Here is a 24,269-nt window from a genome sequence, read left to right on the forward strand (position 1 = left end):
TATCGGCCTGCCGCCGATCTCCACCGAGGATGACCGCGTCATGCTCTGCGGCAGCCCGGAGATGCTGGCCGAGATGAAGGCCATCCTCGAGGAGAAGGGCTTCAAGGAAGGCGCCGGCAACCGCCCCCGCCCGCTGCCTGTCCGCATCGCGCATCGCGGCCATTCGGTGACGCTGGAGCCGCTCGGCCTGCGCCATGCCGAGGAGCTATGGGAGGCGGTCCAGGGCGCCGACGATTCCTGGGCCTATATGGGCTACGGCCCGTTTCCCGATTTTCCGAGCTTCCGCCGCTTCCTGGCCGGCTTCGCGACCACCCATGACCCGATCGCCTGGGCGGTGCGACCGCATCTGTCGGGCCGGGCGCTCGGCTGGCTGACGCTGATGGAAATCCAGCCCGGCAACGGCGCCATCGAGCTGGGCAACATCTGGTTCTCGCCGCGCATGCAGCGGAGCCGCGCCGCGACCGAGGCGATGTTCCTGCTGATGCGCCACGCCCTGGACGAGCTCGGCTACCGCCGCCTGGTCTGGAAGTGCAATTCCCTCAACGCCCCCTCGCGCCGCGCCGCCGACCGCCTGGGCTTCACCTTCGAGGGCGAGCACCGCAAGCACCTGGTGATCAAGGGGCGGCGCCGCGACACCGCCTGGTTCTCCATCCTGGACGACGAATGGCCGAGCCGCCGCGACGCCATCGCTGGCTGGCTGTCGGACGCCAATTTCGACCATCGCGGCGTGCCGCGGACCAGCCTGCGGGCGGGCGGCGACTCCAGCGGCGGCTGATCCCCCCTTGCCAAGCGGGGGCGCGGCGGAAATCCTCTGCCCCGCCCCTGCCCGAGGCCTGCCGCCCATGTTGTTCCCCCGCGCCGCCGCGCTGCTGTTCCTGGCCCTGGCCGCCGCCCTGCCCGCCCGCGCCGCCGAGCTGGTGCTCAGCCTGGCCGGGCAGGAGCTGCGGCTTGACACCGCGGCCCTGCTGGCCCGGCCGGATGCCGCCAGCATCACCATCCCCGCCGATGTCGCCTATGCCATGGCCGAGCGCCGCTACCGCGCCGTGCCGCTGCGCGCGCTGCTGGGCGGGCTGCAGGGGGTGGAGACGGTGGAGGCCCAGGCCTCGGACGGCTTCGCCTCGCAGATCCCGGGGGCCCTGCTGCGGGACAGCCCGGCCGAGCCCTGGATCGCGGTCGAAGACCCCGCCGCCCCCTGGCCGGCCCTGCCCGGTAAGGCGGCCAGCGCCGGCCCCTTCTACCTGGTCTGGCGCAACCCGGCGGCCGGCGACGTCCGTCCCGAGCAATGGCCCTATATGCTGGCGCGGCTGACCGCGGTCGCGCCGCCGCTGCGCCGCTGGCCGCAGCTGGCGGTGGCGGCGACGCTGCCCGACGCCGACCCGGCCCGGCACGGCGCCGAGGTCTATGTCACCCAATGCCTGGCCTGCCACCGGATGAAGGGCGCCGGCGCCGGCGAGATGGGGCCCGATCTCGGCGCGCCGATGCCGGCTTTGGCCTATCTGACCGAGCCCGGGCTGCGCGCGCTGATCCGCGATTCCGCCGCCGTCCGCACCTGGCCCGGCCGGCAGATGCCCGCCTTCGACGAGGCCGCCCTGCCCCCGGCCGAGCTGGAGGCGCTGGTCGCCTATCTGCGCCACCAGGCGGGGCGGCGGTAACCCCTGCTGCAGCGCACCCAAGAATTTCGTGATCGCACCGATCCTGCCGCGGCTGTGATCGGCCGGCGGGTGGAGGCGCCTGCCCCCCCAGGTCTAGGGTCCGCCCCCATTCACCAGGGGGGTGCGGCGTTTGACGGGAAAGCCGACAGGCATGGGGGCGGTGGCCGAGCTCGGCCGCATCGAGCAGGAGCTGCTGGTGCCGGCGCTGGACATCGGCGGCTACCTGGCGCTGCAACGGGCGCTGCTGCAGCCGCTGCGACGGCCCTTCTTCCCGCGCGGCCTGGCGATGCTGGCGGTCTGGATCGGCGGCTGCGCGCTGCTCGGCCTCGGGCTCGGCTGGCTGTCGGTGCAGCAGGGCTGGATGGGCGAGCTCTGGCTGGCCCGCGGCGACAGCGGCCGGGAATGGCGGCTGGGCGGCAGCACGGTGGTCTTCGCCGGGCTCGGCCTGTGGCTGCTGGGGCTGGCCATGGGCATGCTGCTGTGCCTGCGCCAGCAGATGCGGCTGCTGCGCTGGCTGCACCGCGAGGCCGGCGAGATGCTGGGCGCCCACAACCTGATGATGGGCGAGCACGGCATGCTCTGGCGCAACGCCAGCCGCAGCGTGCTGCTGCCCTGGGGCCGGGTGAACCGGCTGGTGGCGACGCCGGGCCAGCTGTTCATCGTGGTCGACCAGGCCAGCGCGCTGTGGCTGCCGGAGCCGGTGCTGGCGGCGCTGCCGGACCGCGCCGCCTTCATGGCCTATCTGGAATCGCGCATCCCGCGCCTGGCGCCGCCGAAGCCGGCCCGCGCCTGAGGCGGCAGGCCGGCGCGCCGCCTCACCAGAGGCCGGCGCCGCTATAGTCGCTGTCGCTATAATCGTTGTAGCCGCTGTTGAAGCCGGGATCGGAGAAGCCGCCGACGTCGTCGGAGACGCTCTCGCCATAGCCATAGTCGCCCGACCAGTCGGTGAAGCCGCCGCCGCTGTAGCCGCCGTCATCGTCGCCGCCGAAGCGGCCGCTGTCGAAGCTGCCGTCGCTGTAATCGCTGAAGCCGCCGTAATCGTTGTAGCCGCTGTTGAAGCCTGGGTCGGAGAAGCCGCCGACATTGTCGGAGACGCTCTCGCCATAGCCGTAGTCGCCGGACCAGTCGGTGAAGCCGCCGCCGCTGGAGCTGCCGCCGTCGTCGCCGCCGAAGCGGCCGCTATCGAAGCCGCTGTCACCGCCATCGCCGCTGTTGAAGCCGGCATCGGTGAAGCCGCCCAAACTGCCGCCACCATCGCCGAAGCGCCCGCTGTCGAAATCGCCGAACCGCCCCGTGTCGAAGCTGTCGCCGAAGCGGCCGCTGTCGAAATCGGCTAGCGCCGGGCCGTCGAAGGCGGCGGCGCCGTCCAGCCGGTCGCCCTTGCCGATGGCGACATCGGAGAAGCCGTCGCCCCAGCCGAAGTAATCGGAAACCTGGCCGGCCAGGTCGACGGTGGCGCGGCCGGCGCCCTCGCCGATCTCGCCGCCCAGATAGCCGCCCAGCACCGTGCCGACGCCGGTGCCCACCACCACGCCGGTGCCGGCGCCCAGCGCGCCGCCGGTCAGCGTCCCGGCCCCCGGCACCACGCTGCCGCCGACCGCGCCGGTGCCGCCGCCGAGCAGCCCGCCCAGCGTGCCGCCGGCCGCACCCCCCACCGCCGCGCCGCCGGCGCTGCCCAGCAGGCTGAAGCCGTCGATGGTCACCTCGTCGAATTCCAGGTTCAGCGCATGGTCGGCCATGTCGGCCAGCCGCGCGCCCCAGGCCAGGTTGCTCAGGCCGTTGGCGGCGCCGCTGCCGTGCAGCATGCCGTCCAGCACGGTGGCGGCGTCGTCAAGCTCGCCGGAGACCTGGCCGATCGCCCGCTCGTCGGAGGCCTGGCCCAGCCCGGCCCATCCCTGCGGCGTGTCGCTCATGCAGCGCTTCCTTCTTCCGGGGCCCGGGACAGTCCGGGCCGCTGGGCTGCAAGTTCTTTTCGAAACCTTCCGGTTTCAAAACACGCGTCTGTCAGCCCTCCCGAAATTACCGTGAGGATGTTCTGTCAATTTTCTGCCGCAATTCTGTTGGTGCTCCAGGATGTTCTGTGGTTTTCTTGGGCTTGGCCACGGATTGACTGCAGGGCTGCCGGCCCTGTCGATCTTGCCGCAATGCGAAGGAACCAAGGCCCGGCCTCGCTCGTTGCAGCCCCAGAGCCATCCCATCCGCCACGCCCATCCCCAGCGCCGAGGAGCCCCGGCCGATGTCCAGCACGAAAGCCCCCCTGCCGGACGCGCCGGATGCCCTGGTGCCCGACGGGCTGGCGCCCGATGGGCTGGCAGCCGCCGGCATCCCGGCCATGGCGAGGCCAGGCAAGCCCGCGGCCAAAGCCGCCCCAGGCACCGTTCCCGGCACTGGCACCGGCCCCAGCACCGGCACCGCCACCGAGCTCGGCCGGCGGGCGCGCAGCCCGGCGCAGATCCCGGTGCGCGGCTGGTGGAGCATCCTCAAGCGCGCCGCCATCGAGGCCAACGAGGACCGGGTGATGACCGAGGCGGCGGGCATCACCTTCTACGCCCTGCTCTCGGTCTTCCCGGCGCTGACCGCGCTGGTCTCGATCTACGGGCTGTTCGCCGACCCGGCGACGGTGGGCAGCCACCTGCAGCAGCTGGCCGGCTTCGTCCCCGCCGGCGGCCTCGACCTGCTGGACGAGCAGCTGAAGCGGCTGACCAGCGGCGAGCCCGGCAAGCTTGGCTTCGGCGCCATCATGGGCCTGATGATCGCGCTGTGGTCGGCCAACCAGGGCACCAAGGCGATGTTCGACGCGCTGAACATCGTCTACGAGGAGAAGGAGAAGCGCGGCTTCATCCTGCGCACCGTCATCACCCTGGCCTTCACCCTCAGCGCGCTGCTGTTCATCATCCTGGCGATGAGCGCGATCGTCGTGCTGCCGGTGGTGCTGCGCTTCGCCGGCCTCGAGAGCAGCACCGAGCTGCTGCTGAAGCTGTCGCGCTGGCCGCTGCTGCTGCTGTCGATCACCGGGCTGCTGGCCACGCTGTACCGCTTCGGCCCCAGCCGGGAGAAGGCGCGCTGGCGCTGGGTCAGCTGGGGCGGGGTCTTCGCCGCCATCGCCTGGGCCATCCTGTCGGCCGGCTTCTCCTGGTATGTCGGCAGCTTCGGCAATTACGACGCGACCTATGGCTCGCTCGGCGCCGTCATCGGCTTCATGACGTGGATCTGGATCTCGGCGATCATCGTGCTGGTCGGCGCCGAGCTGAATGCCGAGATGGAGCACCAGACCGTCGCCGACACCACCACCGGGCCGGAGCAGCGCCTCGGCCAGCGCGGCGCCACCATGGCCGACACCGTCGCGCGATAGGGCGGCACGACAGGCGCCGCCGCCATTTCGTCATCGCGCCGTCAAGCGCCTGCAACAGGGACGCCCTAACAGCCGCGCATCGATACCGCGGAGATGTCCCGATGCGCGCCTTCCTGCTTGCCGCCACCGCCCTGCTGGGCCTGGGTGGCCCCGCCTTCGCCGACCAGCAGCTGCCGGCGCGCCTGGCCGGCCACGCCGTGCTGCCCGCCTTCACCATGACCCTGCCGCCGGCCGACGCGCCGCGCGACGCCATGGTCTCGGGCAAGTTCACCGGCCCCGAGGGCCGCGTCGACCGCCCGGGCAGCCTGCCCGGCACCACCGGCCCGGCGCCGGAAGGCCGCCCCACCGGCATTTCCCTGCCCTTCATCGGCCAGCCCGTCCAGGGCTTCTCCGGCATCAAGCCGGTGCACAGCGAGCCCGGCGCCTATTGGGTGCTGACCGACAACGGCTTCGGCTCCAAGCGCAACAGCGGCGACGCGCTGCTGATGTTCCACAAGGTCCGCCCCGACTTCCGCAGCGGCCAGGTGGCGGTCGAGCAGACCATCTTCCTGACCGACCCGGCCCGCCGCGTGCCCTTCCGCATCGCCCATGAGGGCACGGAAGCCCGCTACCTGACCGGCGCCGATTTCGACCCCGAGAGCATCCAGCCCATCCCCAACAATGGCGGCTTCTGGATCGGCGAGGAGTTCGGCCCCTTCCTGATCCGCGTCGACATGGAAGGCCGCATCCAGCAGGTGGTCGAGACCACGCTGGAAGGCCGCGCCATCCGCAGCCCCGACCACCCGTCGCTGCAGGTGCCGGCCAGCCCGACCGCCGGCGTCGCCTTCCAGTCGCAGCGCTCCGGCGGCTATGAGGGCATGGCCATGCTGCCCGATGGCAGCCGCCTCTGGGCCCTGCTGGAGAAGCCGGTGCTGACCGCTGGCGGCCAGCCGGAAGGCGCCTTCCTGCGCATGATCGAGTTCGACACGGCGCGCAGCGCCTGGACCGGCCGCAGCGTGAAGTACCGGCTGGAGCCGGGTGCGACCGCCATTGGCGACTTCAACTTCATCGACGAGCGCCGCGCCTTGGTGATCGAGCGCGACAATGGCGAGGGCGACCCGTCGCTGGCCTGCGCCGCCGGCCAGCACGCCGCCGCCACCCCGCCGACCTGCTTCCACGCCCCCGCCCGGCTGAAGCGGATCTACCTGGTCGATCTGGGCCAGGTCGATGCCGACGGCTTCGTCGCCAAGCTGGCGCATATCGACCTGATGGCGATCCGCGACCCCGAGAACCTGGCGCGCCAGCGCGGCGACCGCGCCGCCGACGCCCCGCGCGACCGCTTCAGCTTCCCCTTCTTCACCATCGAGGACGTGGCGATGGTGGATGCCGAGCACATCATCGTGGCCAACGACAACAACCTGCCCTTCAGCGCCGGCCGCCACCTGTCGCGCGCCGACGACAACGAGTTCATCCTGCTGCACGTGCCCGAGCTGCTGCGCACCCGCTAACGGCTGCGCAGGCGCTGAGCCGACGGAGGGGGGGGCGCCACGGCGGCCCCCCTTGCCCGTTGCCGCCGCCCCCCTTACCCCTGGAGCAGCGACTACCCCAGGCGGAGACCCTGCATGCCGTTGCGCGACGCCACCGACCAGGACCTGCCGGCGATCACCGCCATCTATGCCCACCATGTCCTGACCGGCACCGGCACCTCCGAGGCGACGCCGCCCGGCCAGGCCGAGATGGCGCAGCGCCTGGCCCGCATCCAGCAGGCCGGCTGGGCCTGGCTGGTGGCCGAGGAGGAGGGCGCGGTGCTCGGCTTCGGCTTCTTCCAGACCATGCGCGACGGCGCCGCCTATCGCTACGCCGCCGAGGACCAGATCTATGTCCGCCACGACGTGCACGGCCAGGGCCTGGGCAAGAGCCTGGTCGCCGGCCTGCTGGAGCGGGCCGAGGCCGCCGGCTTCCGCCAGGTCCTGGCGGTGATCGGCGATTCGGAGAATGTCGGCTCGGTCGGGCTGCACCTGTCGCTGGGCTTCCGCCAGGTCGGGCTGCTGCGCGCCACCGGCTTCAAGTTCGGCCGCTGGATGGATGTGGTGGTGATGCAGCGCACCCTCGGCGCCGGCGACAAGAGCATCCCGGCCGAGTGAGACCTTTTTCCGCATTGCCGAAGCCTAGTCTTTTCAGCACGCTGGGTCGCAGACCTGGGCGCTGATCTCACCTTCCCGTGCCCGCCCCTGGAAACGAGGCCCCCGGCTTCGCATTCACAAGGCGACGAAAGCGGGAGGCGAGATGCTCGAGCAGATCGACGATATCGGCCAACAGGCGGTCGATTCCCTGGCCTGGGCGCCATCCTGGGCGGTCAGCCTGCTGGTGCTGGCGGTGGGGGCCGGCATCGCCCTCGGCGTGCACCGGCTGCTGTACCGGGTGCTGACGCGGCTGGTGGCGGAGCGCGAGCTGTTCTGGCGCTCCCTGGTCAGCCGCACCGAAGGCCCGGTCAAGCTGGCGCTGATCGTCTTCTGCCTGTCCATCGCCGCCGGCATCGCGCCGCTGACGCCGGGCCAGACCACCGTGCTGCGCCATATCCTGCTGGTGCTGTTCATCGGCGGCGTCGGCTGGGCGGCGCTGACCGCGCTGCATATCTGGACCACCGTCTATCTCCGCAAATACAAGCTGGAGGCGGAAGACAACCTGCTGGCGCGCAAGCACGCCACGCAGTCCCGCATCCTGAAGCGGGTGGCGGCCACCCTGATCGTGGTCGTCACCACCGCCGTCGCGCTGATGACCTTCGACGGGGTGCGGCAATACGGCGTGTCGCTGCTGGCCTCGGCGGGCGCCGCCGGCCTGGTGGTCGGCCTGGCCCTGCAGCCCCTGCTGAAGAACCTGATCGCCGGCATCCAGCTGGCCATCACCCAGCCGATCCGGCTGGAGGACGCCGTCATCGTCGAGGGCGAATGGGGCAATGTGGAGGAGATCTCCGCCACCTACGTCGTCGTCCGCCTGTGGGACTGGCGCCGCATGGTGCTGCCCCTGTCCTACTTCATCGAGCACCCCTTCCAGAACTGGACCCGCGAGGGCAGCGCCCTGATCGGCACGGTGATGCTCTATGTCGACTACTCGGCGCCGATCGGCGCCATGCGCGAGCGGCTGGAGCAGATCGCCCGGGACTCGACGCGCTGGGACGGCAAGGTGGTGAACATGCAGGTCACCGACTTCCGCCAGGAAACCATGGAAGTCCGCATGCTGGTCAGCGCCGGCAATGCCGGCCGCGCCTTCGACCTGCGCTGCGAGGTGCGGGAGAAGATGATCGACTGGCTGCAACGCGAGCACCCCGGCGCGCTGCCGCGGCATCGCAACGAGATCGACCGGGCGTCGCAGGAGGCGTTGGTTCTGGCCAAGTGAAGGGCTTGAAGAGAAGTATCCGGTAGGCCAGGGGAATGAATTCCCCTTTTCTTTCGGACTGCCGTGTCCACGTGGGGACAGGACGTGAAACGGCCCGGCGGCAGCCCGACCTGTCAGGGTGCGCGACGATGCGGCCCGCCTTGCTGCCCTGGCGGGGCCTGGGTCGTGGCGCAGGCCTCTGAACGGCCGTTGATCAGAAAAAAGGGGGAATTCATTCCCCCGACCTTCATAAACCTTTCTTAAACCTCCGCTCGACCGTTCCGCCCCCGTTGAGGACCAGCCCTGCGCAGCCTCTGGTTGAGCCTGGCCTCGCTTGGGTCTATCCCCCGCGCGACCAGACTGCAGGAAGGTTCGACCGCCATGGCCGACATCGTCACCATCCGCCGCGCCCTGATTTCGGTGCATGACAAGACCGGGCTGCTGGACTTCGCCCGTTTCCTCGCCGTGAAGGGCGTCGAGATCCTCTCCACCGGCGGCACGGCGCGCCTGTTGCGCGACAATGGCGTCGCGGTGGTGGATGTCTCCGACCATACCGGCTTCCCCGAGATCCTGGACGGCCGGGTGAAGACCCTGGTGCCGCAGATCCATGGCGGGCTGCTGGGCCGCCGCGGCGACGACAGCCACGTCGCCCAGATGGCCGAGCACAAGATCGCGCCGATCGACCTGCTGGTCTCCAACCTCTACCCCTTCGAGGCGACGGTCGCGAAGGGCGCCTCCTACGAGGAGACGGTCGAGGAGATCGACATCGGCGGCCCGGCCCTGACCCGCGCCGCGGCGAAGAACCACGAGGACGTGGCCGTCGTCACCGCGCCCGAGCAGCTGGCGGACCTCCAGGCCGAGATCGAGGCGGAGGGCGGCACCACGCTCGCCACCCGCAAGCGCCTGGCGGCCGCCGCCTTCGCCCGCACCGCGGCCTATGACACCGCCATCTCTACCTGGTTCGCGCAGAAGCTGGAGCAGGACTTCCCGCCCCGCCTGGCCATGGCCGGCGTGCTGCGGCAGACGCTGCGCTACGGCGAGAACCCGCACCAGCAGGCCGCCTTCTACACCGATGGCAGCGACCGCCCCGGCATCGCCACCGCCCGGCAGGTCCAGGGCAAGGAGCTGTCCTTCAACAACCTGAACGACACCGACGCCGCCTTCGAATGCGTCGCCGAGTTCGACAAGCCGGCCATCGTCATCGTCAAGCACGCCAATCCCTGCGGCGTGTCCGAGGGTGCGTCCCTGGCCCAGGCCTGGGACCTGGCGCTGCGCTGCGACCCGGTCTCGGCCTTCGGCGGCATCATCGCCGCCAACCGCACCCTGGACGCGGCGGCGGCCGAGAAGATTTCCGCCATCTTCACGGAAGTCGTCGTGGCCCCCGATGCCGACGAGGCCGCCAAGGCGATCTTCGCCCGCAAGAAGAACCTGCGCCTGCTGCTGACCGGCGGGCTGCCCGACCCGGCCACGATGGGCCGCGTGCTGCGCTCGGTCTCCGGCGGCTTCCTGGCACAGTCGCGCGATGCCGGCCGCGTCTCCGCCGACAGCCTGAAAGTCGTCACCAGGCGCGCGCCGACCGAGCAGGAGATGGCCGACCTGATCTTCGCCTTCCGCGTCGCCAAGCATGTGAAGTCGAACGCCATCGTCTATGCCAAGGGCGGCTCCACCGTCGGCGTCGGCGCCGGCCAGATGAGCCGCGTCGACAGCGCCCGCATCGCCGCCTGGAAGTCGGCCGAGGCCGCCAAGGCCGCCGGCCTGGAGGCGCCGCTGGCGCATGGCTCGGTGGTGGCGTCGGACGCCTTCTTCCCGTTTGCCGACGGGCTGCAGGCGGCGGCGGCGGCGGGGGCCACGGCGGTGATCCAGCCGGGCGGCTCGATGCGCGACAACGAGGTTATCGCCGCCGCCGACGAGGCCGGCCTGGCGATGGTCTTCACCGGCATGCGGCATTTCCGGCACTGACGCCCGGCCGGATCACGGGCTAACCAGAAGGCCGGGGGGCGAACCCCCGGCCTTTTTTGTTTCCGGAGACCTGCCCGCATGAGCCAGCCCTTCCTCTATCTCGTCAGCATGATCGCCGGCGCGGTCATCGGCGCCGCGGTGGCCGGGCTCGGCGCCGTGGCCTTCGTGCTGCTGCTGGGCGATTGCGGCAGCCAGCCCTGCGCCAGCGTCGCCGGGCTGGCGGGCCTGGCGCTGGTGCCGCCGGGGGCGCTGGCGGGGGCGCTGCTGGGGGCCTTCCTGCGCTGGCGGCGCGATCAGCGCGGCGGCAGCGCGCGCCAGTAGAAGACCGTCGCGTCGGCCGGGCCTTCGCTCGCCAGGGCATAGCCGGGGATGCTGCCGGCCTCGATCCAGCCCAGGCTGCGGTAGAGCGGCTCCCCCGCATCGCCGGCGCGGGTGTCCAGCACCAGCAGGCTGCGGTCCTCTTCCCACGCGATCTCGTCCAGCGCGGCCAGCACCTGGCGGGCGATGCCCTGGCGGCGGGCCTCGGGATGCACCATCAGCTTGGAGACCTCGGCCCGGTGCCGGCCATTCGGCAGCCCGGCCAGGGCGAGCGCCCCGGTGCCGAGGATCCGGTCCCCATCGCGTGCCAGCAGCACCCGCCGGGAACCGTCTCGCAAAGAATCATTCAGCCCGCGCCACCACGCCGCCGCCTCGCCTTCCGCCATGGGATGAAGAAAACCGATGCTGGCGCCGGCGGCGACGCAGGCCTCCAGCAGGGCGGCCAGCTGCGGCAGGGCGGCGGGCAGCCCTTCGGCGGTCAGTTCCTCGATGATCATGCGGCACGGCCTCTCAGGGCTGGATGATGGCGATGACATAGCGGGCCGCCGGGCCGTCCCCGGGGCAGTCGAAGCGGGACGCGCCGTGCAGCTGGTAGCGCAGGCAGTCGCCGGCGGTCAGGCGGTGGGTGACGCCCTCGACGGTAAGCGACAGGGCGCCTTCCAGCATCCACAGGTGATGCTCCAGCCCCGGCAAAGGGGCGGCGGCATAGGCGATGCTCGCCCCCGGCGGCAGGCGGCCTTCCAGCATCTCGCCGCGCAGCCCGGCCCCGGGCGGCGAGACGATGCGGCGGCGGAAGCCGGTCTGCGGGTCGGTCCAGACCTCTTGCGCGGCGGCCGGCAGGAATTCGGGCGCCGCCTCCTCGACCTCGCTCATCAGCCGGGACAGGGTCCGGCCGTACAGGCTGCACAGCCGCCCCAGCATGGCCGCGGTCGGGCTGGCCTCGCCGCGCTCCAGACGGGACAGGGTGGCGCGGCTGATGCCGCTGCGCTCGGCCAGCGCCTCGAGCGACAGGCCCTGCTCGGCGCGCAGCTGGCCCAGCCGCGCGGCGATGCGGGCTTCCAGCGGGTCGGGGGCCGATTCGTCTCTCATGAGAGAATTTTTCTCACATCAGAGAGAAAACCGTCAAGCGGCGCGATGAGCCCTGCGATAGGATGGCGGCCGATGCGGAGTCCCGACTGAATGCCCGACTGGCTGCTGCCCGTTTCCCTGCTCGCCGTGCTGATCACCCTGGCGATTCTTTTTTTCACATTGCTGCGGCGCCCTTCGGCGCCCCCACCGGCGGCAGATGGCTTCCTGATGCTGGCGGGCAAGCTGGAGATGCTGGCCGGCACGCAGGAACGGCTGGCGGAGATGACCACCGACCGGCTGGCGCAGCAGGACCGGCTGCTGGGCGACCGGCTGGCCGAGACCGCGCGCCGGCTGGACCTGGCGCTGGCCTCGCAGAACGAGAAGCTGGCGACGCGCCTCGCCGAGCAGGCGAAGCAGACCCAGGAGACGGCGGGGCAGATCCATGAGCGGCTGGCGGTGATCGACGCCGCCCGGGCCAATATGGAGGCGCTGGGCAGCCAGGTGACCAGCCTGGCCGGGATCCTGGGCAACAAGCAGCAGCGCGGCGCCTTCGGCGAGATGCAGCTGCGGCAATTGATCGAGGACCGGCTGCCGCCGGACGGCTTCGCCTGGCAGCACACGCTGTCGACCGGGGTGCGCTGCGACTGCCTGATCCGCCTGCCCTATCCGCCCGGGCCGGTGGCCGTGGACAGCAAGTTCCCGCTGGAGGCCTGGCAGGCGCTGCGCGATGCCGAGGACGCGCCCAGCCGGACGGTGGCCGCGCGCCAGTTCACCACCGACATGCGCCGCCACATCGACGACATCGCGAAGAAGTACCTGATCCCCGGCGAGACCGCCGAGGCCGCCATCCTGTTCGTCCCCTCCGAGGCGATCTTCGCCGAGCTGCACACCGGTTTCGCCGCCGTGGTGGACGAGGCGCAGCGGCGGCGCGTCTACATCGTCTCGCCGACCACCTTGTGGGCCATGCTGTCGGCGATGCGGGCGCTGATGCAGGATGTGCGGATGCGGGCCCAGGCCGGCCGCATCCAGGAGGAGGTGGGCAAGCTGGTGGGCGATGTCAGCCGCCTGGCCGAGCGGGTTTCCCGCCTGAAGGGCCATTTCGCCCAGGCGCAGGACGACATCCGCCAGATCGACATCAGCACCGACAAGATTTCCCGCACGGGCGCGCGCATCGAGCAGGTGGAGCTCGACGAGGACGACGTCCCGAAATTGCCCCGTTAGCGCCGGACCTCTTATGAAATAGAAAGAAGATGGGGGCCTGGGGGAATTCCTTCCCCCAGCCTTTCTTTATTGAGGTCGCGTGAATGAGCTGGCTTCAGGTGCAGAGCGGCTTCGGCTTGCTGGGTCTGGCGTTGATCGCCTGGGTGGTCGGCGGCTGCCGCCGCCCGATCCCCTGGCGGATGGTGGTCGCTGGCCTTTTGTTGCAGGTGGCCCTGGGCGCCGCCCTGCTCCACATCCCGATCCTGCGCGCCGGCTTCGCCTGGCTGGGCGATGCCGTGGGCGCGCTGAGCCTGGCGACCCAGGCCGGCACCGCGCTGGTCTTCGGCTATCTGGGCGGCGCCCCCCTGCCCTTCACCGAGACCCGCCCCGGCGCCAGCTTCGTGCTGTTCTTCCAGGGCCTGCCGCTGGTCCTGGTGGTCGGCGCCCTGTCGGCCGTCCTCTACCACTGGCGCATCCTGCCGTTGGTGGTGCGCGCCCTGTCGCGGCTGCTGCGCGGCGCCTTCGGCCTGTCCGGCGCCTGCGGCTTCTCGGTCGCCGCCAATGTCTTCGTCGGCATGGTCGAGGCGCCGCTGCTGATCCGCGCCTGGCTCGGCCGGCTGAGCATTTCCGAGCTGTTCATCGTCATGACCGCGGGGCTGGCCACCATCGCCGGCAACATGATGGTGGTCTATGCCAGCATCCTGGCCCCCGTGGTGCCCGACGTCGCCGGCCAGCTGCTGGTGGCCAGCCTGATCAGCGCCCCCGCCTCGGTGCTGGTCGGCGCGCTGATGCGGCCGCCGCAGCCCGGCGCCGACGACCTGGCCCTGGTCACCGAGGACGGCCTGGCGCCCCGCCTCTACGACAGCACGATGGAGGCCGTGGTGCGCGGCACCGCGGACGGGCTGCAGCTGCTGATGGGGGTGATGGCCAGCCTGATCGTCTTCGTCGCCCTGGTCGCCCTGGTGAACATGGCGCTGGAGCCGCTGACCGGCTGGACCCTGCAGGGGCTGATGGGCATGGTGTTCCGCCCGATCGCCTGGCTGATGGGCGTGCCGGACGAGCATATCCCGGCGGTCGGCGCCTCGCTCGGCATCAAGACCGTGCTGAACGAGTTCATCGCCTATCTGGAGCTGGCCGGCTCCGGCGGGCTGGGGCTGGATGCGCGCAGCCGGCTGATCCTGACCTATGCGCTCTGCGGCTTCAGCAATTTCGGCTCGGTGGGGATCATGCTGGCGGGGATGACAGGGATGTGCCCGGAACGGCGGGCGGACATCGTCCGGCTGGGGATGCCGTCGCTTCTCGCGGCCAATATTGCCTGCTGCATGACGGGGGCGGTCGTGGGGTTGCTGACGGCGCCACAGTAAGAAAGCACCGGGGGGATAGTATCCCCCCGGACCCCGCCTTCAATTGGCGCCTTGAGACCCCAGGCGGGACTCGAAACCCACCGCATGACGGCGGCGGCGCTCCGCCAGAATCGACACCACCACCAGCGCGCCAATCATGCCGACATGCTCAGTCGCGGTGTGGAAAGCCACGATCGCCCGCTCGCCCTCCAGCGCCCAGAAACGATGCACCAGGGGAATCGTCAGCGCGGTGAAGACGGCGAGCGCGCCGGCGCCGAGCCAGGTCCAGCGGTTCAGCACCACCAGCACCGAGCCGCCGAGCTGCGTCAGGATCACCGCGACATTGAACAGCGCCGGCGGGTTGAAGCCGAAATGCGCCATCTCGGCGACGCCGCCCGGGAAGTCGATCAGCTTGGCCAGCCCGCTGCCCCAGAAGGGAAAGGTCAGCAGCACCCGCGCCAGGAACTCCACCGCCGGCTGGCCCAGCAGCCCCTCGATCGCCCGCACCATGGCCACGCCCCCCGAAGTCGTTTCGACGGCGCATCCCTAGCCGGAACGGGGCAAAAAGAAACGCGCCTCCGCCAGGGCGGAAGCGCGTTCACGCAATCTTGAGTGATCGCCGGCGCAGCAGGCCTCAGCGGCCGGACATGATCCGCTCGACCAGCTGCTTCACCGTCGGGATGAAGCCGTTGGAATAGAAGGGGTCGCTGCCGAAGCGATAGGCGTTGTGGCCGGCGAACATCAGGTTCTGCTCGATCTCGCCGTCATGGGCGATGTCCTGCAGCGTCTTCTGGATGCAGAAGGACCGCGGGTCGGCCTTCTTGCCATTGGTGAAGTCCGGCGCGTGCTGGGTCCAGTTGCTGAACCGGCAATGCGACAGGCAGCCCATGCAGTCGGTCTGGTCCTTCAGGATCTCGCGCGAATTCTCGGGCGTGACGAAGACCAGGGTGTTGTCCGGGGTGCGCAGCGCCTCGGTGAAGCCGGCGGCCTCCCAGCTGTGCACCCGGTGCAGGTCGCCCGGCGCCAGCCAGACCAGCCGCTTGCGCGGGCCCACGCCGTATTCGGCGGTGTGCTCGCCGACCGGCTCGGGGCTGATCGCCACCTGCCGCTCGTTGCGGGCCTCGAGGTCCTGCAGGAAGGCGTTGCGCACGGCCGAGGAATAGAAGCCGGTCGGCGAGAAGGGCTGCAGCAGCACGTCGCCGGGCTTCAGCGTCAGCAGCCGCTGCTTCCAGCTGTCGCTGATCGGGCTTTCCTTGGTCAGCAGCGGACGGGTGCCGAACTGGAAGGCGATGGGGCCGAGCTCCGGATTGTCGATCCAGTGCTCCCATTCCTCCAGCCACCAGACGCCGCCGGCCATGATGATCGGCACGTCGTCCAGGCCGAACTGCCGCATCTGCTGGCGCAGCTTCAGCACCCGGTCATAGGGCGCCTCCGGCTTGTGCGGGTCCTCGGAATTGGACAGGCCGTTATGGCCGCCGGCCAGCCAGGGGTCCTCGTAGACCACGCCGCCCAGCAGCTCCGACACCTTGGAATAGCTGCGCTTCCACAGCGCCGTGAAGGCGCGGCCCGAGGAGACGATCGGGTAGTAGAAGACGCCGAACTCGCGGGCGATCTCGGCCAGCTTGTAGGGCATGCCGGCGCCGCAGGTGACGCCGTTGATCAGCCCCTTGGCGCCTTCGAGCACGCCGCGCAGGATCCGCTCGGCGCCGCCCATCTCCCACAGCACGTTGATGTGGATGCGGCCCTGGCCATTGGCCCGCTCATAGGCCTCGCGCGCCTGGGTGATGCCGCCGGAGATGCCGTATTCGACCAGCTCCTCATGGCGGTCGCGGCGGGTGCGGCCGTGATAGACCTGCCGGATCACATGGCCTTCGGCATCGAAGCTGTCGGCGTTGACGCCCGAGAAGGTGCCGACGCCGCCGGCGCCCGCCCATTCGCCACAGGAAGCCCCCGTGGAAACGGCCACGCCCTTGCCGCCTTCGACGACGGGGAGAACATCGGTCCCGCCCATCCGGATCGCGTTGATCGCCTTCACCGCAGCCTACCGTCCCCACAAATCGGTCATCACGAGACCGTCATATACTTGCTGGCATATAAACCAGCCGGAGCATCTTCCGATACCCCGGCGTGGATCGCGGCGTCGGGCCGCCGGCGGGCCAGGGGCCCGCCGATACGCCTGGCCGAAACAGGGGCCACCGCCCGACGCCGGCCGGGGAGCCAGCGTGGCGGGCGGTCAGCCCAGGTTTCTTCCGCTCAGTCGCGGTCGCGGCGCGGGCGGCGCTCGGTCCGCTCGCGGCGGAACTCGCCCTCGCCCTCGGCGCCCTCGCCACCCTCGCGGGGGCGGCGGGCACCAACCTGGTCGCTGATATCGGCACCCGTGGCCTGATCGACAACCCGCATGGACAGCTTCACCTTGCCGCGGTCGTCGAAGCCCAGCACCTTGACCTTCACCTTGTCGCCCTGGCTGACGATGTCGGTGGTCTTGGCGACGCGCTCATTGGCCAGCTCGGAGATATGGACCAGGCCGTCCTTGGCGCCGAGGAAGTTCACGAAGGCGCCGAAATCGGCGGTCTTCACCACGGTGCCGTTGTAGATCCCGCCCACCTCGGCCTCGGCCGTGATGCCGCGGATGCGGTCGATGGCAGCCTGGGTCGCCTCGGGGCTGGTCGACGCGATCTTGATCGTGCCGTCATCCTCAATGTCGATCTTGGTGCCGGTGGTCTCGACGATGTCGCGGATCACCTTGCCGCCGGTGCCGATCACTTCACGGATCTTGTCCTTGGGGACATTGATCACGGTGATCTTCGGCGCATTGGCGGCGACGTCGGTGCGGGCGCCGGTCAGGCCCTTGGCCATCTCGCCCAGGATGTGCAGCCGGCCGCCCTTGGCCTGCTCCAGCGCGATCTTCATGATCTCCGGCGTGATGGACGTGATCTTGATGTCCATCTGCAGGGCGGTGATGCCCTGCTCGGTGCCGGCCACCTTGAAGTCCATGTCGCCGAGGTGATCCTCGTCGCCCAGGATGTCGGACAGGACGGCGAAGCCCTTGTCTTCCTTGATCAGGCCCATGGCGATGCCGGCGCAGGGGCGCTTCAGCGGCGCGCCGGCGTCCATCAGCGCGAGGCTGGTGCCGCAGACGGTGGCCATCGAGGAGGAGCCGTTCGACTCGGTGATCTCGGAGACCACGCGCATCGTGTACGGGAAGGCGGTCTTCTCCGGCAGCAGCGGCTTGATCGCGCGCCAGGCCAGCTTGCCATGGCCGATCTCGCGGCGGCCGGGCGAGCCCATCCGGCCCGTCTCGTTCACCGAGTACGGGGGGAAGTTGTAGTGCAGCATGAAGTTCTCGCGGTACTCGCCCGCGAGCTGGTCGATGATCTGCTCATCCTGGCCGGTGCCCAGGGTCGCGACGCACAGCGCCTGGGTCTCGCCACGGGTGAACAGCGCCGAGCCATGGGCGCGCGGCAGCACGCCGGCCTCGGCCACGATCGGGCGGACCGTCTTGGTGTCGCGGCCGTCGATGCGGATGCCGGTGTCGAGGATGGCATTGCGGACCACGTCGGCTTCCAGCGCCTTCAGCAGGCCCTTGGCCTGGCCGGCCTCCTCCTCGGTCAGCTGCGCCAGGATCGCCTTCTTGGCCTCGCCCACCTTGCCCTGGCGGACCAGCTTCTGGGTCTCCTTGTAGGCGCTGGCGATCGGCGCGCTGCCGATCTGCGCCAGCTTCGCCTTCAGGGCGACGATGGCGGGGTCGGCCTCCGGCAGGGCCCAGGGCTCCTTCGCGGCCTTCTCGGCCAGCTCGATGATGCCCTCGATCACGGTCTGGAAGGACTGGTGGCCGAAGGTCACGGCGCCGAGCATCACTTCCTCGGACAGCTCATGCGCTTCCGACTCGACCATCAGCACGCCTTCGGCGGTGCCGGCCAGGACCAGGTCCAGCTGGCTGGTCTTGATCTGCTCCAGCGTCGGGTTCAGCACATAGCCGCCGTCGATATAGGCGACGCGGGCGGCGGCGACCGGACCGAAGAAGGGGATGCCCGAGAGCGTCAGCGCGGCCGAGCAGCCGACGAGGGCCACGATGTCCGGGCTGTTCTCCATGTCATGCGACAGCACCGTCGCGATGACCTGGACCTCGTTGCGGAAGCCTTCCGGGAAGAGCGGGCGCAGCGGGCGGTCGATCAGGCGGGAGATCAGCGTCTCCGCCTCCGACGGGCGCCCCTCGCGCTTGAAGAAGCCGCCCGGGATCTTGCCCGCGGCGAAAGCCTTCTCCTGGTAGTTCACGGTCAGGGGGAAGAAGTCCTGGCCGGGCTTCACGTTGCGCGCGCCCACCACGGTGCAGAGCACGATGGTGTCGCCGAGCCGCGCCATCACCGCGCCATCGGCCTGGCGGGCAACCTTGCCCGTCTCCAGGGTCAGGGTCTTGCCGCCCCAGACGATGTCCTTGCGGTAATAATGGTCGAACATGCGAAATCCTTGGCATGGCGGCCCGCGGCATCGGTGCCTGCGGGCCCTGCGTCGCCCCGCGGCCAGATTGCCGGCAGGGGTCCATGTTTCAGCGCTGCAGGGATGCCGACGCCATACCGGGGTCCGTCCCCCCGCCGAGAAGTGGGGGGTCATCGGCGTCTCGGGCGGCATGGAGTGGCCGCGGCGTCAGGGCCGCGGAACGCACCATGTGGCCGGAAACGCCGCCACGCGGCCCTGGAGAAAAGGGTCGCGCCCGGTGCAGCCTTCATGCTCCCCGCCCGCCGGCGGGTCCGGGCCGGCCCGAATCGGGCCAGCCCAGGCGGCGTTATGGACGCAGTCGCCCCCCGATGCCATGGAATTTTTTCGAGGCGCGGGGGCGCAGGCCCAAGGCCAAGCCCATGAAAAAGGGGCGGGACCCTGCGGCCCCGCCCCCCGTCATTCCTGAGACGCGCCGGCTTGAGACGCGCCGGAGCGTCAGGCCGCGCTCTTCAGCGCCGCCGCCTTCACTTCCTCGCCGACAGCGCCGGCAAACGTCTCGAAGTTCTTCTCGAACAGGCCGACCAGGTGGCTGGCGGTCTTGTCGTAGGCGGCCTTGTCGGCCCAGGCCTCGCGCGGGTTCAGCACCTCGCTCGGCACGCCCGGCACGTTCTGCGGCACGGCCAGGCCGAAGAACGGGTCGGTCGCGAACTCGGCATGGGCCAGGCTGCCGTCGAGGGCCGCGCGCAGCAGGGCGCGGGTGTGCTTGATCGACATGCGGTGACCAGTGCCGTAGCTGCCGCCGGTCCAGCCGGTGTTCACCAGCCAGACCTGCGCGCCATGCGTGGCGATCAGCTCGGCCAGCATCTTGCCGTAGACTTCCGGATGCCGCGGCAGGAAGGGGGCGCCGAAGCAGGTGGAGAAGGTGGCCTGCGGCTCGCGGCCCAGGCCCTTCTCGGTGCCGGCGACCTTGGCGGTGTAGCCCGACATGAAGTGGTACATCGCCTGGGCCGGCGTCAGCTTGGCGATCGGCGGCAGCACGCCGAAGGCGTCGGCCGTCAGCATCACCACGTTCTTCGGCAGGCCGGCGACGCCGCCCGGGGCGGTGCCGGGGATGAACTCGATCGGGTAGCAGGACCGGGTGTTCTCGGTCAGCGCGCCGTTGTCGAGGTCGAGGTTGCCGCGCTCATCGGCGATGACGTTCTCAAGAACGGCGCCGAAGCGGTGGGAGGCGTTCCAGATCTGCGGCTCGGCCTCCTGGCTGAGCTTGATGACCTTGGCGTAGCAGCCGCCCTCGAAGTTGAAGACGCCGCTGGCCGACCAGCCATGCTCGTCGTCGCCGATCAGCGCGCGCTCCGGGTCGGAGGACAGCGTGGTCTTGCCGGTGCCCGACAGGCCAAAGAACAGCGCGGTGTCGCCGTCCTTGCCGACATTGGCCGAGCAATGCATCGGCAGCACGCCCTTGGCCGGCAGCAGCCAGTTCATGACCGTGAAGATCGACTTCTTGATCTCGCCGGCATAGCTGGTGCCGGCGATGGCGATGATCTTCCTGGCAAACGACAGCGCGATCAGCGTGGTCGAATTGGCGCGGCCGCCATGCTCGGGCTTCGCATCCATCTCCGGCGCGTGGAGGATGGTGAAGTCCGGCGTGAAGGAGGCGAGCTCCTCGGCGGCCGGGCGGATGAACATGTTGCGCGCGAAGAGGGCATGCCAGGCGTTGGTGGTCACCAGCCGCACCTTGATGCGGTGGGCCGGGTCGGCGCCGGCATAGAGGTCCTGGGTGAACAGCACCTCGCGCTGGCCGAGCCAGGCGCGGACATCGGCGGTGAAGGCCTCGAACTTCGCGGGCTCGAGCTTCTGGTTGACCTTGCCCCACCAGATCTCCTGGGAGACCTCGGGGTCGTCGGCCACGAACTTGTCCTGGACGGAGCGGCCGGTGTGCTGGCCGGTCACCGCGATGAAGGCGCCATCGGCCGAGAGGCGGCCCTCGCCCCGGGCCAGCGCCTGGGCATAGAGACCGGCGGCGGTCAGGTTGGCATGCAGGGTGGCGGCGGCGGTGACGCCGGTCCCGGCAAGGGCGGACACGGCATTCGGCGATGTCATCAGACGATATGCTCCGGGCAGGGCGCTTATCCTCCGGCGGGAATCCGACGGGGCAGTAGCCTTGGGGATATCCCGGGCGTCCGGCACATCGCGTACCGAGTACCTCATGCGCCGAAAGCCGGGGTCGGGCTGAACCTACGCCGCCGTTCGGCCGCCGGTCAATGTAAGTGTTGTCGTCATATTATACGATGACTGAGCCCCGCTAGGCCGCTCTTTTGCCTCAATCTTCGGGGGCGTCCGGGGCCGCGGCACGGGCTGCGCGGGCGGCTGCGACTAACGCCTGGCGCATCCCGGCGGCATCCGCCACGGGGCTGTCGAAGTCCAGCCGGCAGCCTTCCTTCCCGCGCTGGAAATCGCAGCCATCGACATCGGCGGCCCGCATCCGCCACCCCTGCGGCGAAAGCCCCGACAGCCGCGCCGCAATGTTTTCAACCGCGTCCAGGTGGTCGTCATTCATATGGCCGACGATGCCGGCCTCGGCGGCGGCGATGGCGGCGACCGCCGCCGGGTCGGGCCGCAGCTCGGACCCCTTCAGCCGGGCGGCGGCGGCGAAGCCCCCCACCAGCTGCGCCGCCTGCAAGCCGATGCGCCACAGGGAAAAATCGCCGAAGCCGGCATAGGCCCCGGCATAGGGGTGGCGGGCCAGCCAGCGAGCCTTCAGCGCCACAATCTCGCCCTCTGGCACCAGCGTGGCCAGGCCGGTCACGGTTACGCGAGGGGCGGTCTGCGGATTCTCGCCGTCATCGGCGCCCTGCACCATCAGGGCGCAGCGCGGCTCGGCGGCCAGCTGCCGGGCGTGCTCCGACAACCGCGACAGCCATAGAAGCGGAGAAAGGTCCGGCGCCATGGCGGGCGTCACCAGGGCGGCGTAAGGCTGGCCGTCGCGCTGCGTCGCCAGCACCGCCTGGCGCGCGCCGCGCAGCAAGGCCCGCGCCTGTCGCGCCGCTTGCATCTTGTCCATCGACGATCCTGTCCTCTATGCCCGCTCTATGTCCGTCTGCGGCCCGGCCCGCGCCACAATCCCCTGGCAGAACGGGCCCAGGATGCTCCAGGAGCCAGCCCCACATGCCCGCCACGATTGCCCTGGTCGATGACGACCGCAACATCCTGACCTCCGTCTCCATGACGCTGGAACAGGAGGGCTTCCAGGTGCGCACCTATACCGATGGCGAAAGCGCGCTGCAGGGGCTGCTGTCGCGCCCCGCGGACCTCGCCGTGCTGGACATCAAGATGCCGCGGATGGACGGGATGGAGCTGCTGCAGCGGCTGCGCCAGCGCTCCTCCATGCCGGTGATCTTCCTGACCTCGAAGGACGAGGAGCTGGACCAGCTGATGGGCCTGCGGCTCGGCGCCGACGACTATATCACCAAGCCGTTCAGCCAGCGGCTGCTGCTGGAGCGGATCCGCGCCCTGCTGCGCCGCAACGAGGCCAGCCGGGCCGAGGGGTCGGGCGCGCCGGCCTCGGGCATCATCACCCGCGGCGACCTGACGCTGGACGAGACCAAGCATACCTGCCTGTGGAAGGGCCAGCAGGTGCAGCTGACGGTCACCGAGTTCCTGCTGGTCAAGACCCTGGCCCAGCGCCCCGGCATGGTGAAGAACCGCGACCAGCTGATCGACGCCGCCTATGGCGAGGCGATCTATGTCGACGACCGCACCATCGACAGCCACGTGAAGCGGGTGCGCAAGAAGTTCCGCGCCGTGGACGACGACTTCTCGATGATCGAGACGCTCTACGGCATCGGCTATCGCTACAAGGAGGCCTGATGCCCGACGCCAGCGGAAGGGCCGCCCCTGCCGTCCTGCCGCAGCCGGCCGCGCCGAAGCGGCGGGTCTCGCCCCTGCTGCGCCGCATCCTGCTGCTGAACATGCTGGCGCCCGCCCTGCTGGCCGCGGCCCTTCTCTACCTCGACCAATACCAGAACGGCCTGCTCTCGGCCGAGGTCGAGGGGCTGCGCACCCAGGCGCGCATCTATGCCGGCGGCATCGCCGAGGCCGCCGTCCGCCTGCAGGACGACCGCGCCGTCCTCGTCCCCGACACCGCCCGCCCGCTGCTCCGCCGCCTGGTGGAACCCTCGCCCAACACCCAGGCCAAGCTGTTCGACAGCACCGGCCTGCTGGTCGCCGACAGCCGGGTGCGCGAGGGCCAGGGCGGCGCCATCGTCACCGAGCCGCTGGCGCCGCCCGAGCCGCGCGGCGCGCTGGCCGGCACCATCGGCAGCCTCTACGACCGGATTCTCGCCCTGCTGCCGCGCTCGGTCTACGGGCCGCGTAGCGCCGATGACGCCGTCTTCGTCGATGTCGGGCCCGACGCGCCCTCCTTCGACTGGCAGCCGGCGCTGGGGCCCGACCGGCGGGAAGAGCTGCGCCTGGCCCTCGAAGGCGGCGTGCGCCCCTATATCCGCCGCACCCGCGAAGGCCGGCTGCTGGTCTCGGTCGCCGAGCCCGCCCGCCGCGGCAGCCAGTCCGTCGGCATTGTCCTGCTGACCCGCGAGGCGCGGCAGGTCGATGAGCGGCTGCTGGAAATCCGCTCCTCGGTGCTGGGGCTGTTCCTGCTGGCGCTGCTGCTGACGGTCGCGGCCTCGCTGTTCCTCTCCCGCACCATCGCCTCGCCGATCCTGGCGCTGGCCGGGGCGGCGGTCGCCATGCGCCAGGGCAAGGGCCGCGCCGGCTCCGTGCCGCCGGCCCTGCTGTCGCGCGAGGACGAGATCGGCATCCTGGCGCGCGACCTGCAATCCTCGGCGACGGCGCTCTGGGCGCGGATCGACCAGAACGAGCGTTTCGCGGCGGATGTGGCGCATGAGCTGCGCAACCCGCTGACCAGCGTGCGCAGCGCCATCGAGACGCTGCTGCGCATCGAGAATCCGGTGCACCAGAAGCGGCTGCTGGCGATCATCGCCGACGACGCGGTGCGGATGGACCGGCTGATCGGCGATATCGCCGACAGCTCCCGCGTCGATGCCGAGCTGTCGCGCACCGCCTCCGAGCCGGTCGACGTGGCGCCGATCCTGTCGGCCCTGACCGAGCTGCACAACACGACGCGGGCCGAGGAAGCGCCGGTGGTCGAGCTCGACATGGCGGCCGGCCCGCTGGTGGTGCGCGGCGTCGAGGGGCGGCTGGTGCAGGTGTTCCGCAACCTGCTGGGCAACGCGATCTCCTTCTCGCCCGAGCGCGGCCGCGTCTGGATGCGCGCCCGCCCGACCGGGGCGATGATGGAGTTCACGGTCGAGGACGAAGGCCCTGGCATCCCCGAGGCCAAGCTCGAGGGGATTTTCGACCGTTTCTACACCGAGCGCCCGACCGGCGAGCAGTTCGGCCAGCATTCCGGCCTGGGCCTGTCGATCAGCCGGCAGATCGTCGAGGGCCTGGGCGGCCGCATCGCCGCCGAGAATCGCCGGGACGAGAGCGGCAAGGTGACCGGCGCCCGATTCGTGGTGCGCCTGCCCCTCGGCTGAGGCGGGGTCCAGGGGCGGCGCCCCTGGCCGC

At 70.6% G+C, this 24,269-nt stretch carries 21 protein-coding genes; 13 read left to right on the forward strand and 8 right to left on the reverse strand.

Translation table 11 applies throughout. The annotated features are described in order from the left end of the window. From GVN67_RS15330 to GVN67_RS15340, 3 genes are all read left to right on the forward strand, one after another. The coding region (locus tag GVN67_RS15330; RefSeq protein WP_368667246.1) for a GNAT family N-acetyltransferase at positions 1-775 on the forward strand (775 nt) is incomplete at its 5' end. A 67-nt stretch (positions 776-842) separates the two neighbouring features. Continuing rightward, positions 843-1,652, forward strand: a complete 810-nt coding sequence (locus GVN67_RS15335) for a cytochrome c (RefSeq protein WP_159997469.1) — start codon at positions 843-845, stop codon at positions 1,650-1,652. Between the two features lie 151 nt (positions 1,653-1,803). Beyond that, positions 1,804-2,445, forward strand: coding sequence for a hypothetical protein (locus tag GVN67_RS15340; protein WP_159997471.1), 642 nt, complete (start codon positions 1,804-1,806; stop codon positions 2,443-2,445). Between the two features lie 22 nt (positions 2,446-2,467). Here GVN67_RS15340 and GVN67_RS15345 read toward each other — a convergent pair whose 3' ends face one another. Then, the gene (locus GVN67_RS15345) at positions 2,468-3,565 is read right to left on the reverse strand and encodes a hypothetical protein (RefSeq protein WP_159997473.1); all 1,098 of its coding nucleotides are present in this window, start codon (positions 3,563-3,565) and stop codon (positions 2,468-2,470) included. Positions 3,566-3,888: 323 nt separating this feature from the next. Between GVN67_RS15345 and GVN67_RS15350 the strand changes: the two genes are divergently transcribed. The 6 genes from GVN67_RS15350 to GVN67_RS15375 all read left to right on the forward strand — a co-directional run bounded on the left by GVN67_RS15350 (position 3,889) and on the right by GVN67_RS15375 (position 10,638). Then, positions 3,889-5,004 carry a YihY/virulence factor BrkB family protein gene (locus tag GVN67_RS15350; protein WP_235035319.1) on the forward strand — a complete coding sequence of 372 codons (1,116 nt, stop codon included), beginning with the start codon at positions 3,889-3,891 and terminating at the stop codon, positions 5,002-5,004. 101 nt (positions 5,005-5,105) lie between these two features. Beyond that, positions 5,106-6,491, forward strand: a complete 1,386-nt coding sequence (locus tag GVN67_RS15355) for an esterase-like activity of phytase family protein (RefSeq protein WP_159997475.1) — start codon at positions 5,106-5,108, stop codon at positions 6,489-6,491. A gap of 114 nt (positions 6,492-6,605) precedes the next feature. Continuing rightward, positions 6,606-7,127, forward strand: a complete 522-nt coding sequence (locus GVN67_RS15360) for a GNAT family N-acetyltransferase (protein ID WP_159997477.1) — start codon at positions 6,606-6,608, stop codon at positions 7,125-7,127. Between the two features lie 142 nt (positions 7,128-7,269). After that, the gene (locus GVN67_RS15365) at positions 7,270-8,379 is read left to right on the forward strand and encodes a mechanosensitive ion channel family protein (RefSeq protein WP_159997479.1); all 1,110 of its coding nucleotides are present in this window, start codon (positions 7,270-7,272) and stop codon (positions 8,377-8,379) included. Between the two features lie 360 nt (positions 8,380-8,739). Continuing rightward, positions 8,740-10,317: a bifunctional phosphoribosylaminoimidazolecarboxamide formyltransferase/IMP cyclohydrolase gene (gene purH, locus GVN67_RS15370; protein WP_159997481.1), complete on the forward strand. Its 1,578-nt coding sequence runs from the start codon at positions 8,740-8,742 to the stop codon at positions 10,315-10,317. 78 nt (positions 10,318-10,395) lie between these two features. Continuing rightward, positions 10,396-10,638, forward strand: coding sequence for a hypothetical protein (locus GVN67_RS15375; protein ID WP_159997483.1), 243 nt, complete (start codon positions 10,396-10,398; stop codon positions 10,636-10,638). On the opposite strand, the gene GVN67_RS15380 is transcribed toward GVN67_RS15375, so the two are convergent. Both GVN67_RS15380 and GVN67_RS15385 read right to left on the reverse strand, forming a co-directional pair. Further along, positions 10,611-11,132 carry an N-acetyltransferase gene (locus GVN67_RS15380; protein WP_159997485.1) on the reverse strand — a complete coding sequence of 174 codons (522 nt, stop codon included), beginning with the start codon at positions 11,130-11,132 and terminating at the stop codon, positions 10,611-10,613. The genes GVN67_RS15375 and GVN67_RS15380 overlap by 28 nt on opposite strands. A 13-nt stretch (positions 11,133-11,145) precedes the next feature. Next, the gene (locus GVN67_RS15385) at positions 11,146-11,724 is read right to left on the reverse strand and encodes a helix-turn-helix domain-containing protein (RefSeq protein ID WP_159997487.1); all 579 of its coding nucleotides are present in this window, start codon (positions 11,722-11,724) and stop codon (positions 11,146-11,148) included. Positions 11,725-11,814: 90 nt separating this feature from the next. Between GVN67_RS15385 and GVN67_RS15390 the strand changes: the two genes are divergently transcribed. Both GVN67_RS15390 and GVN67_RS15395 read left to right on the forward strand, forming a co-directional pair. Further along, a complete protein-coding gene (locus GVN67_RS15390; protein ID WP_159997489.1) occupies positions 11,815-12,924 on the forward strand; it encodes a DNA recombination protein RmuC in 1,110 nt (369 codons plus the stop codon). Between the two features lie 83 nt (positions 12,925-13,007). Next, positions 13,008-14,267 (forward strand): NupC/NupG family nucleoside CNT transporter, encoded by a 1,260-nt coding sequence (locus GVN67_RS15395; RefSeq protein WP_159997491.1) that lies wholly within the window; start codon positions 13,008-13,010, stop codon positions 14,265-14,267. A 39-nt stretch (positions 14,268-14,306) separates the two neighbouring features. Here the strand turns inward: GVN67_RS15395 and GVN67_RS15400 are convergent, their stop codons facing one another. The 5 genes from GVN67_RS15400 to GVN67_RS15420 all read right to left on the reverse strand — a co-directional run bounded on the left by GVN67_RS15400 (position 14,307) and on the right by GVN67_RS15420 (position 21,744). Further along, entirely contained in the window at positions 14,307-14,756 is a 450-nt protein-coding gene (locus tag GVN67_RS15400) for a DoxX family protein (RefSeq protein ID WP_159997493.1), read from the reverse strand. A gap of 124 nt (positions 14,757-14,880) precedes the next feature. After that, complete coding sequence (locus GVN67_RS15405; RefSeq protein WP_159997495.1) at positions 14,881-16,281, reverse strand: nitronate monooxygenase family protein; 1,401 nt, start codon at positions 16,279-16,281, stop codon at positions 14,881-14,883. A gap of 218 nt (positions 16,282-16,499) precedes the next feature. Further along, entirely contained in the window at positions 16,500-18,704 is a 2,205-nt protein-coding gene (gene pnp / locus GVN67_RS15410) for a polyribonucleotide nucleotidyltransferase (protein WP_159997497.1), read from the reverse strand. 474 nt (positions 18,705-19,178) lie between these two features. Then, positions 19,179-20,783: a phosphoenolpyruvate carboxykinase gene (locus GVN67_RS15415; RefSeq protein WP_159997499.1), complete on the reverse strand. Its 1,605-nt coding sequence runs from the start codon at positions 20,781-20,783 to the stop codon at positions 19,179-19,181. Between the two features lie 220 nt (positions 20,784-21,003). Continuing rightward, entirely contained in the window at positions 21,004-21,744 is a 741-nt protein-coding gene (locus tag GVN67_RS15420) for a HugZ family protein (RefSeq protein WP_159997501.1), read from the reverse strand. Positions 21,745-21,848: 104 nt separating this feature from the next. On the opposite strand from GVN67_RS15420, the gene GVN67_RS15425 reads away from it, so the two are divergent. Continuing rightward, a complete protein-coding gene (locus GVN67_RS15425; protein WP_159997503.1) occupies positions 21,849-22,550 on the forward strand; it encodes a response regulator transcription factor in 702 nt (233 codons plus the stop codon). Continuing rightward, positions 22,550-24,238, forward strand: a complete 1,689-nt coding sequence (locus GVN67_RS15430; protein WP_159997505.1) for a stimulus-sensing domain-containing protein — start codon at positions 22,550-22,552, stop codon at positions 24,236-24,238. Before GVN67_RS15425 ends, GVN67_RS15430 begins: the two co-directional genes overlap by 1 nt. Positions 24,239-24,269 lie beyond the last annotated feature (31 nt).

Source organism: Roseomonas sp. 18066 (assembly GCF_902706185.1).
Taxonomy (GTDB): domain Bacteria; phylum Pseudomonadota; class Alphaproteobacteria; order Acetobacterales; family Acetobacteraceae; genus Pseudoroseomonas.

What these genes read in the sequence shown, in the direction of transcription:
- GVN67_RS15335 (WP_159997469.1), top strand. Translation starts at nt 843, where the DNA reads ATGTTGTTCCCCCGCGCCGCCGCGCTGCTGTTCCTGGCCCTGGCCGCC.
- GVN67_RS15340 (WP_159997471.1), top strand. Translation starts at nt 1,804, where the DNA reads ATGGGGGCGGTGGCCGAGCTCGGCCGCATCGAGCAGGAGCTGCTGGTG.
- GVN67_RS15345 (WP_159997473.1), bottom strand. Translation starts at nt 3,565, where the DNA reads ATGAGCGACACGCCGCAGGGATGGGCCGGGCTGGGCCAGGCCTCCGAC.
- GVN67_RS15350 (WP_235035319.1), top strand. Translation starts at nt 3,889, where the DNA reads ATGTCCAGCACGAAAGCCCCCCTGCCGGACGCGCCGGATGCCCTGGTG.
- GVN67_RS15355 (WP_159997475.1), top strand. Translation starts at nt 5,106, where the DNA reads ATGCGCGCCTTCCTGCTTGCCGCCACCGCCCTGCTGGGCCTGGGTGGC.
- GVN67_RS15360 (WP_159997477.1), top strand. Translation starts at nt 6,606, where the DNA reads ATGCCGTTGCGCGACGCCACCGACCAGGACCTGCCGGCGATCACCGCC.
- GVN67_RS15365 (WP_159997479.1), top strand. Translation starts at nt 7,270, where the DNA reads ATGCTCGAGCAGATCGACGATATCGGCCAACAGGCGGTCGATTCCCTG.
- purH (WP_159997481.1), top strand. Translation starts at nt 8,740, where the DNA reads ATGGCCGACATCGTCACCATCCGCCGCGCCCTGATTTCGGTGCATGAC.
- GVN67_RS15375 (WP_159997483.1), top strand. Translation starts at nt 10,396, where the DNA reads ATGAGCCAGCCCTTCCTCTATCTCGTCAGCATGATCGCCGGCGCGGTC.
- GVN67_RS15380 (WP_159997485.1), bottom strand. Translation starts at nt 11,132, where the DNA reads ATGATCATCGAGGAACTGACCGCCGAAGGGCTGCCCGCCGCCCTGCCG.
- GVN67_RS15385 (WP_159997487.1), bottom strand. Translation starts at nt 11,724, where the DNA reads ATGAGAGACGAATCGGCCCCCGACCCGCTGGAAGCCCGCATCGCCGCG.
- GVN67_RS15390 (WP_159997489.1), top strand. Translation starts at nt 11,815, where the DNA reads ATGCCCGACTGGCTGCTGCCCGTTTCCCTGCTCGCCGTGCTGATCACC.
- GVN67_RS15395 (WP_159997491.1), top strand. Translation starts at nt 13,008, where the DNA reads ATGAGCTGGCTTCAGGTGCAGAGCGGCTTCGGCTTGCTGGGTCTGGCG.
- GVN67_RS15400 (WP_159997493.1), bottom strand. Translation starts at nt 14,756, where the DNA reads ATGGTGCGGGCGATCGAGGGGCTGCTGGGCCAGCCGGCGGTGGAGTTC.
- pnp (WP_159997497.1), bottom strand. Translation starts at nt 18,704, where the DNA reads ATGTTCGACCATTATTACCGCAAGGACATCGTCTGGGGCGGCAAGACC.
- GVN67_RS15415 (WP_159997499.1), bottom strand. Translation starts at nt 20,783, where the DNA reads ATGACATCGCCGAATGCCGTGTCCGCCCTTGCCGGGACCGGCGTCACC.
- GVN67_RS15420 (WP_159997501.1), bottom strand. Translation starts at nt 21,744, where the DNA reads ATGGACAAGATGCAAGCGGCGCGACAGGCGCGGGCCTTGCTGCGCGGC.
- GVN67_RS15425 (WP_159997503.1), top strand. Translation starts at nt 21,849, where the DNA reads ATGCCCGCCACGATTGCCCTGGTCGATGACGACCGCAACATCCTGACC.
- GVN67_RS15430 (WP_159997505.1), top strand. Translation starts at nt 22,550, where the DNA reads ATGCCCGACGCCAGCGGAAGGGCCGCCCCTGCCGTCCTGCCGCAGCCG.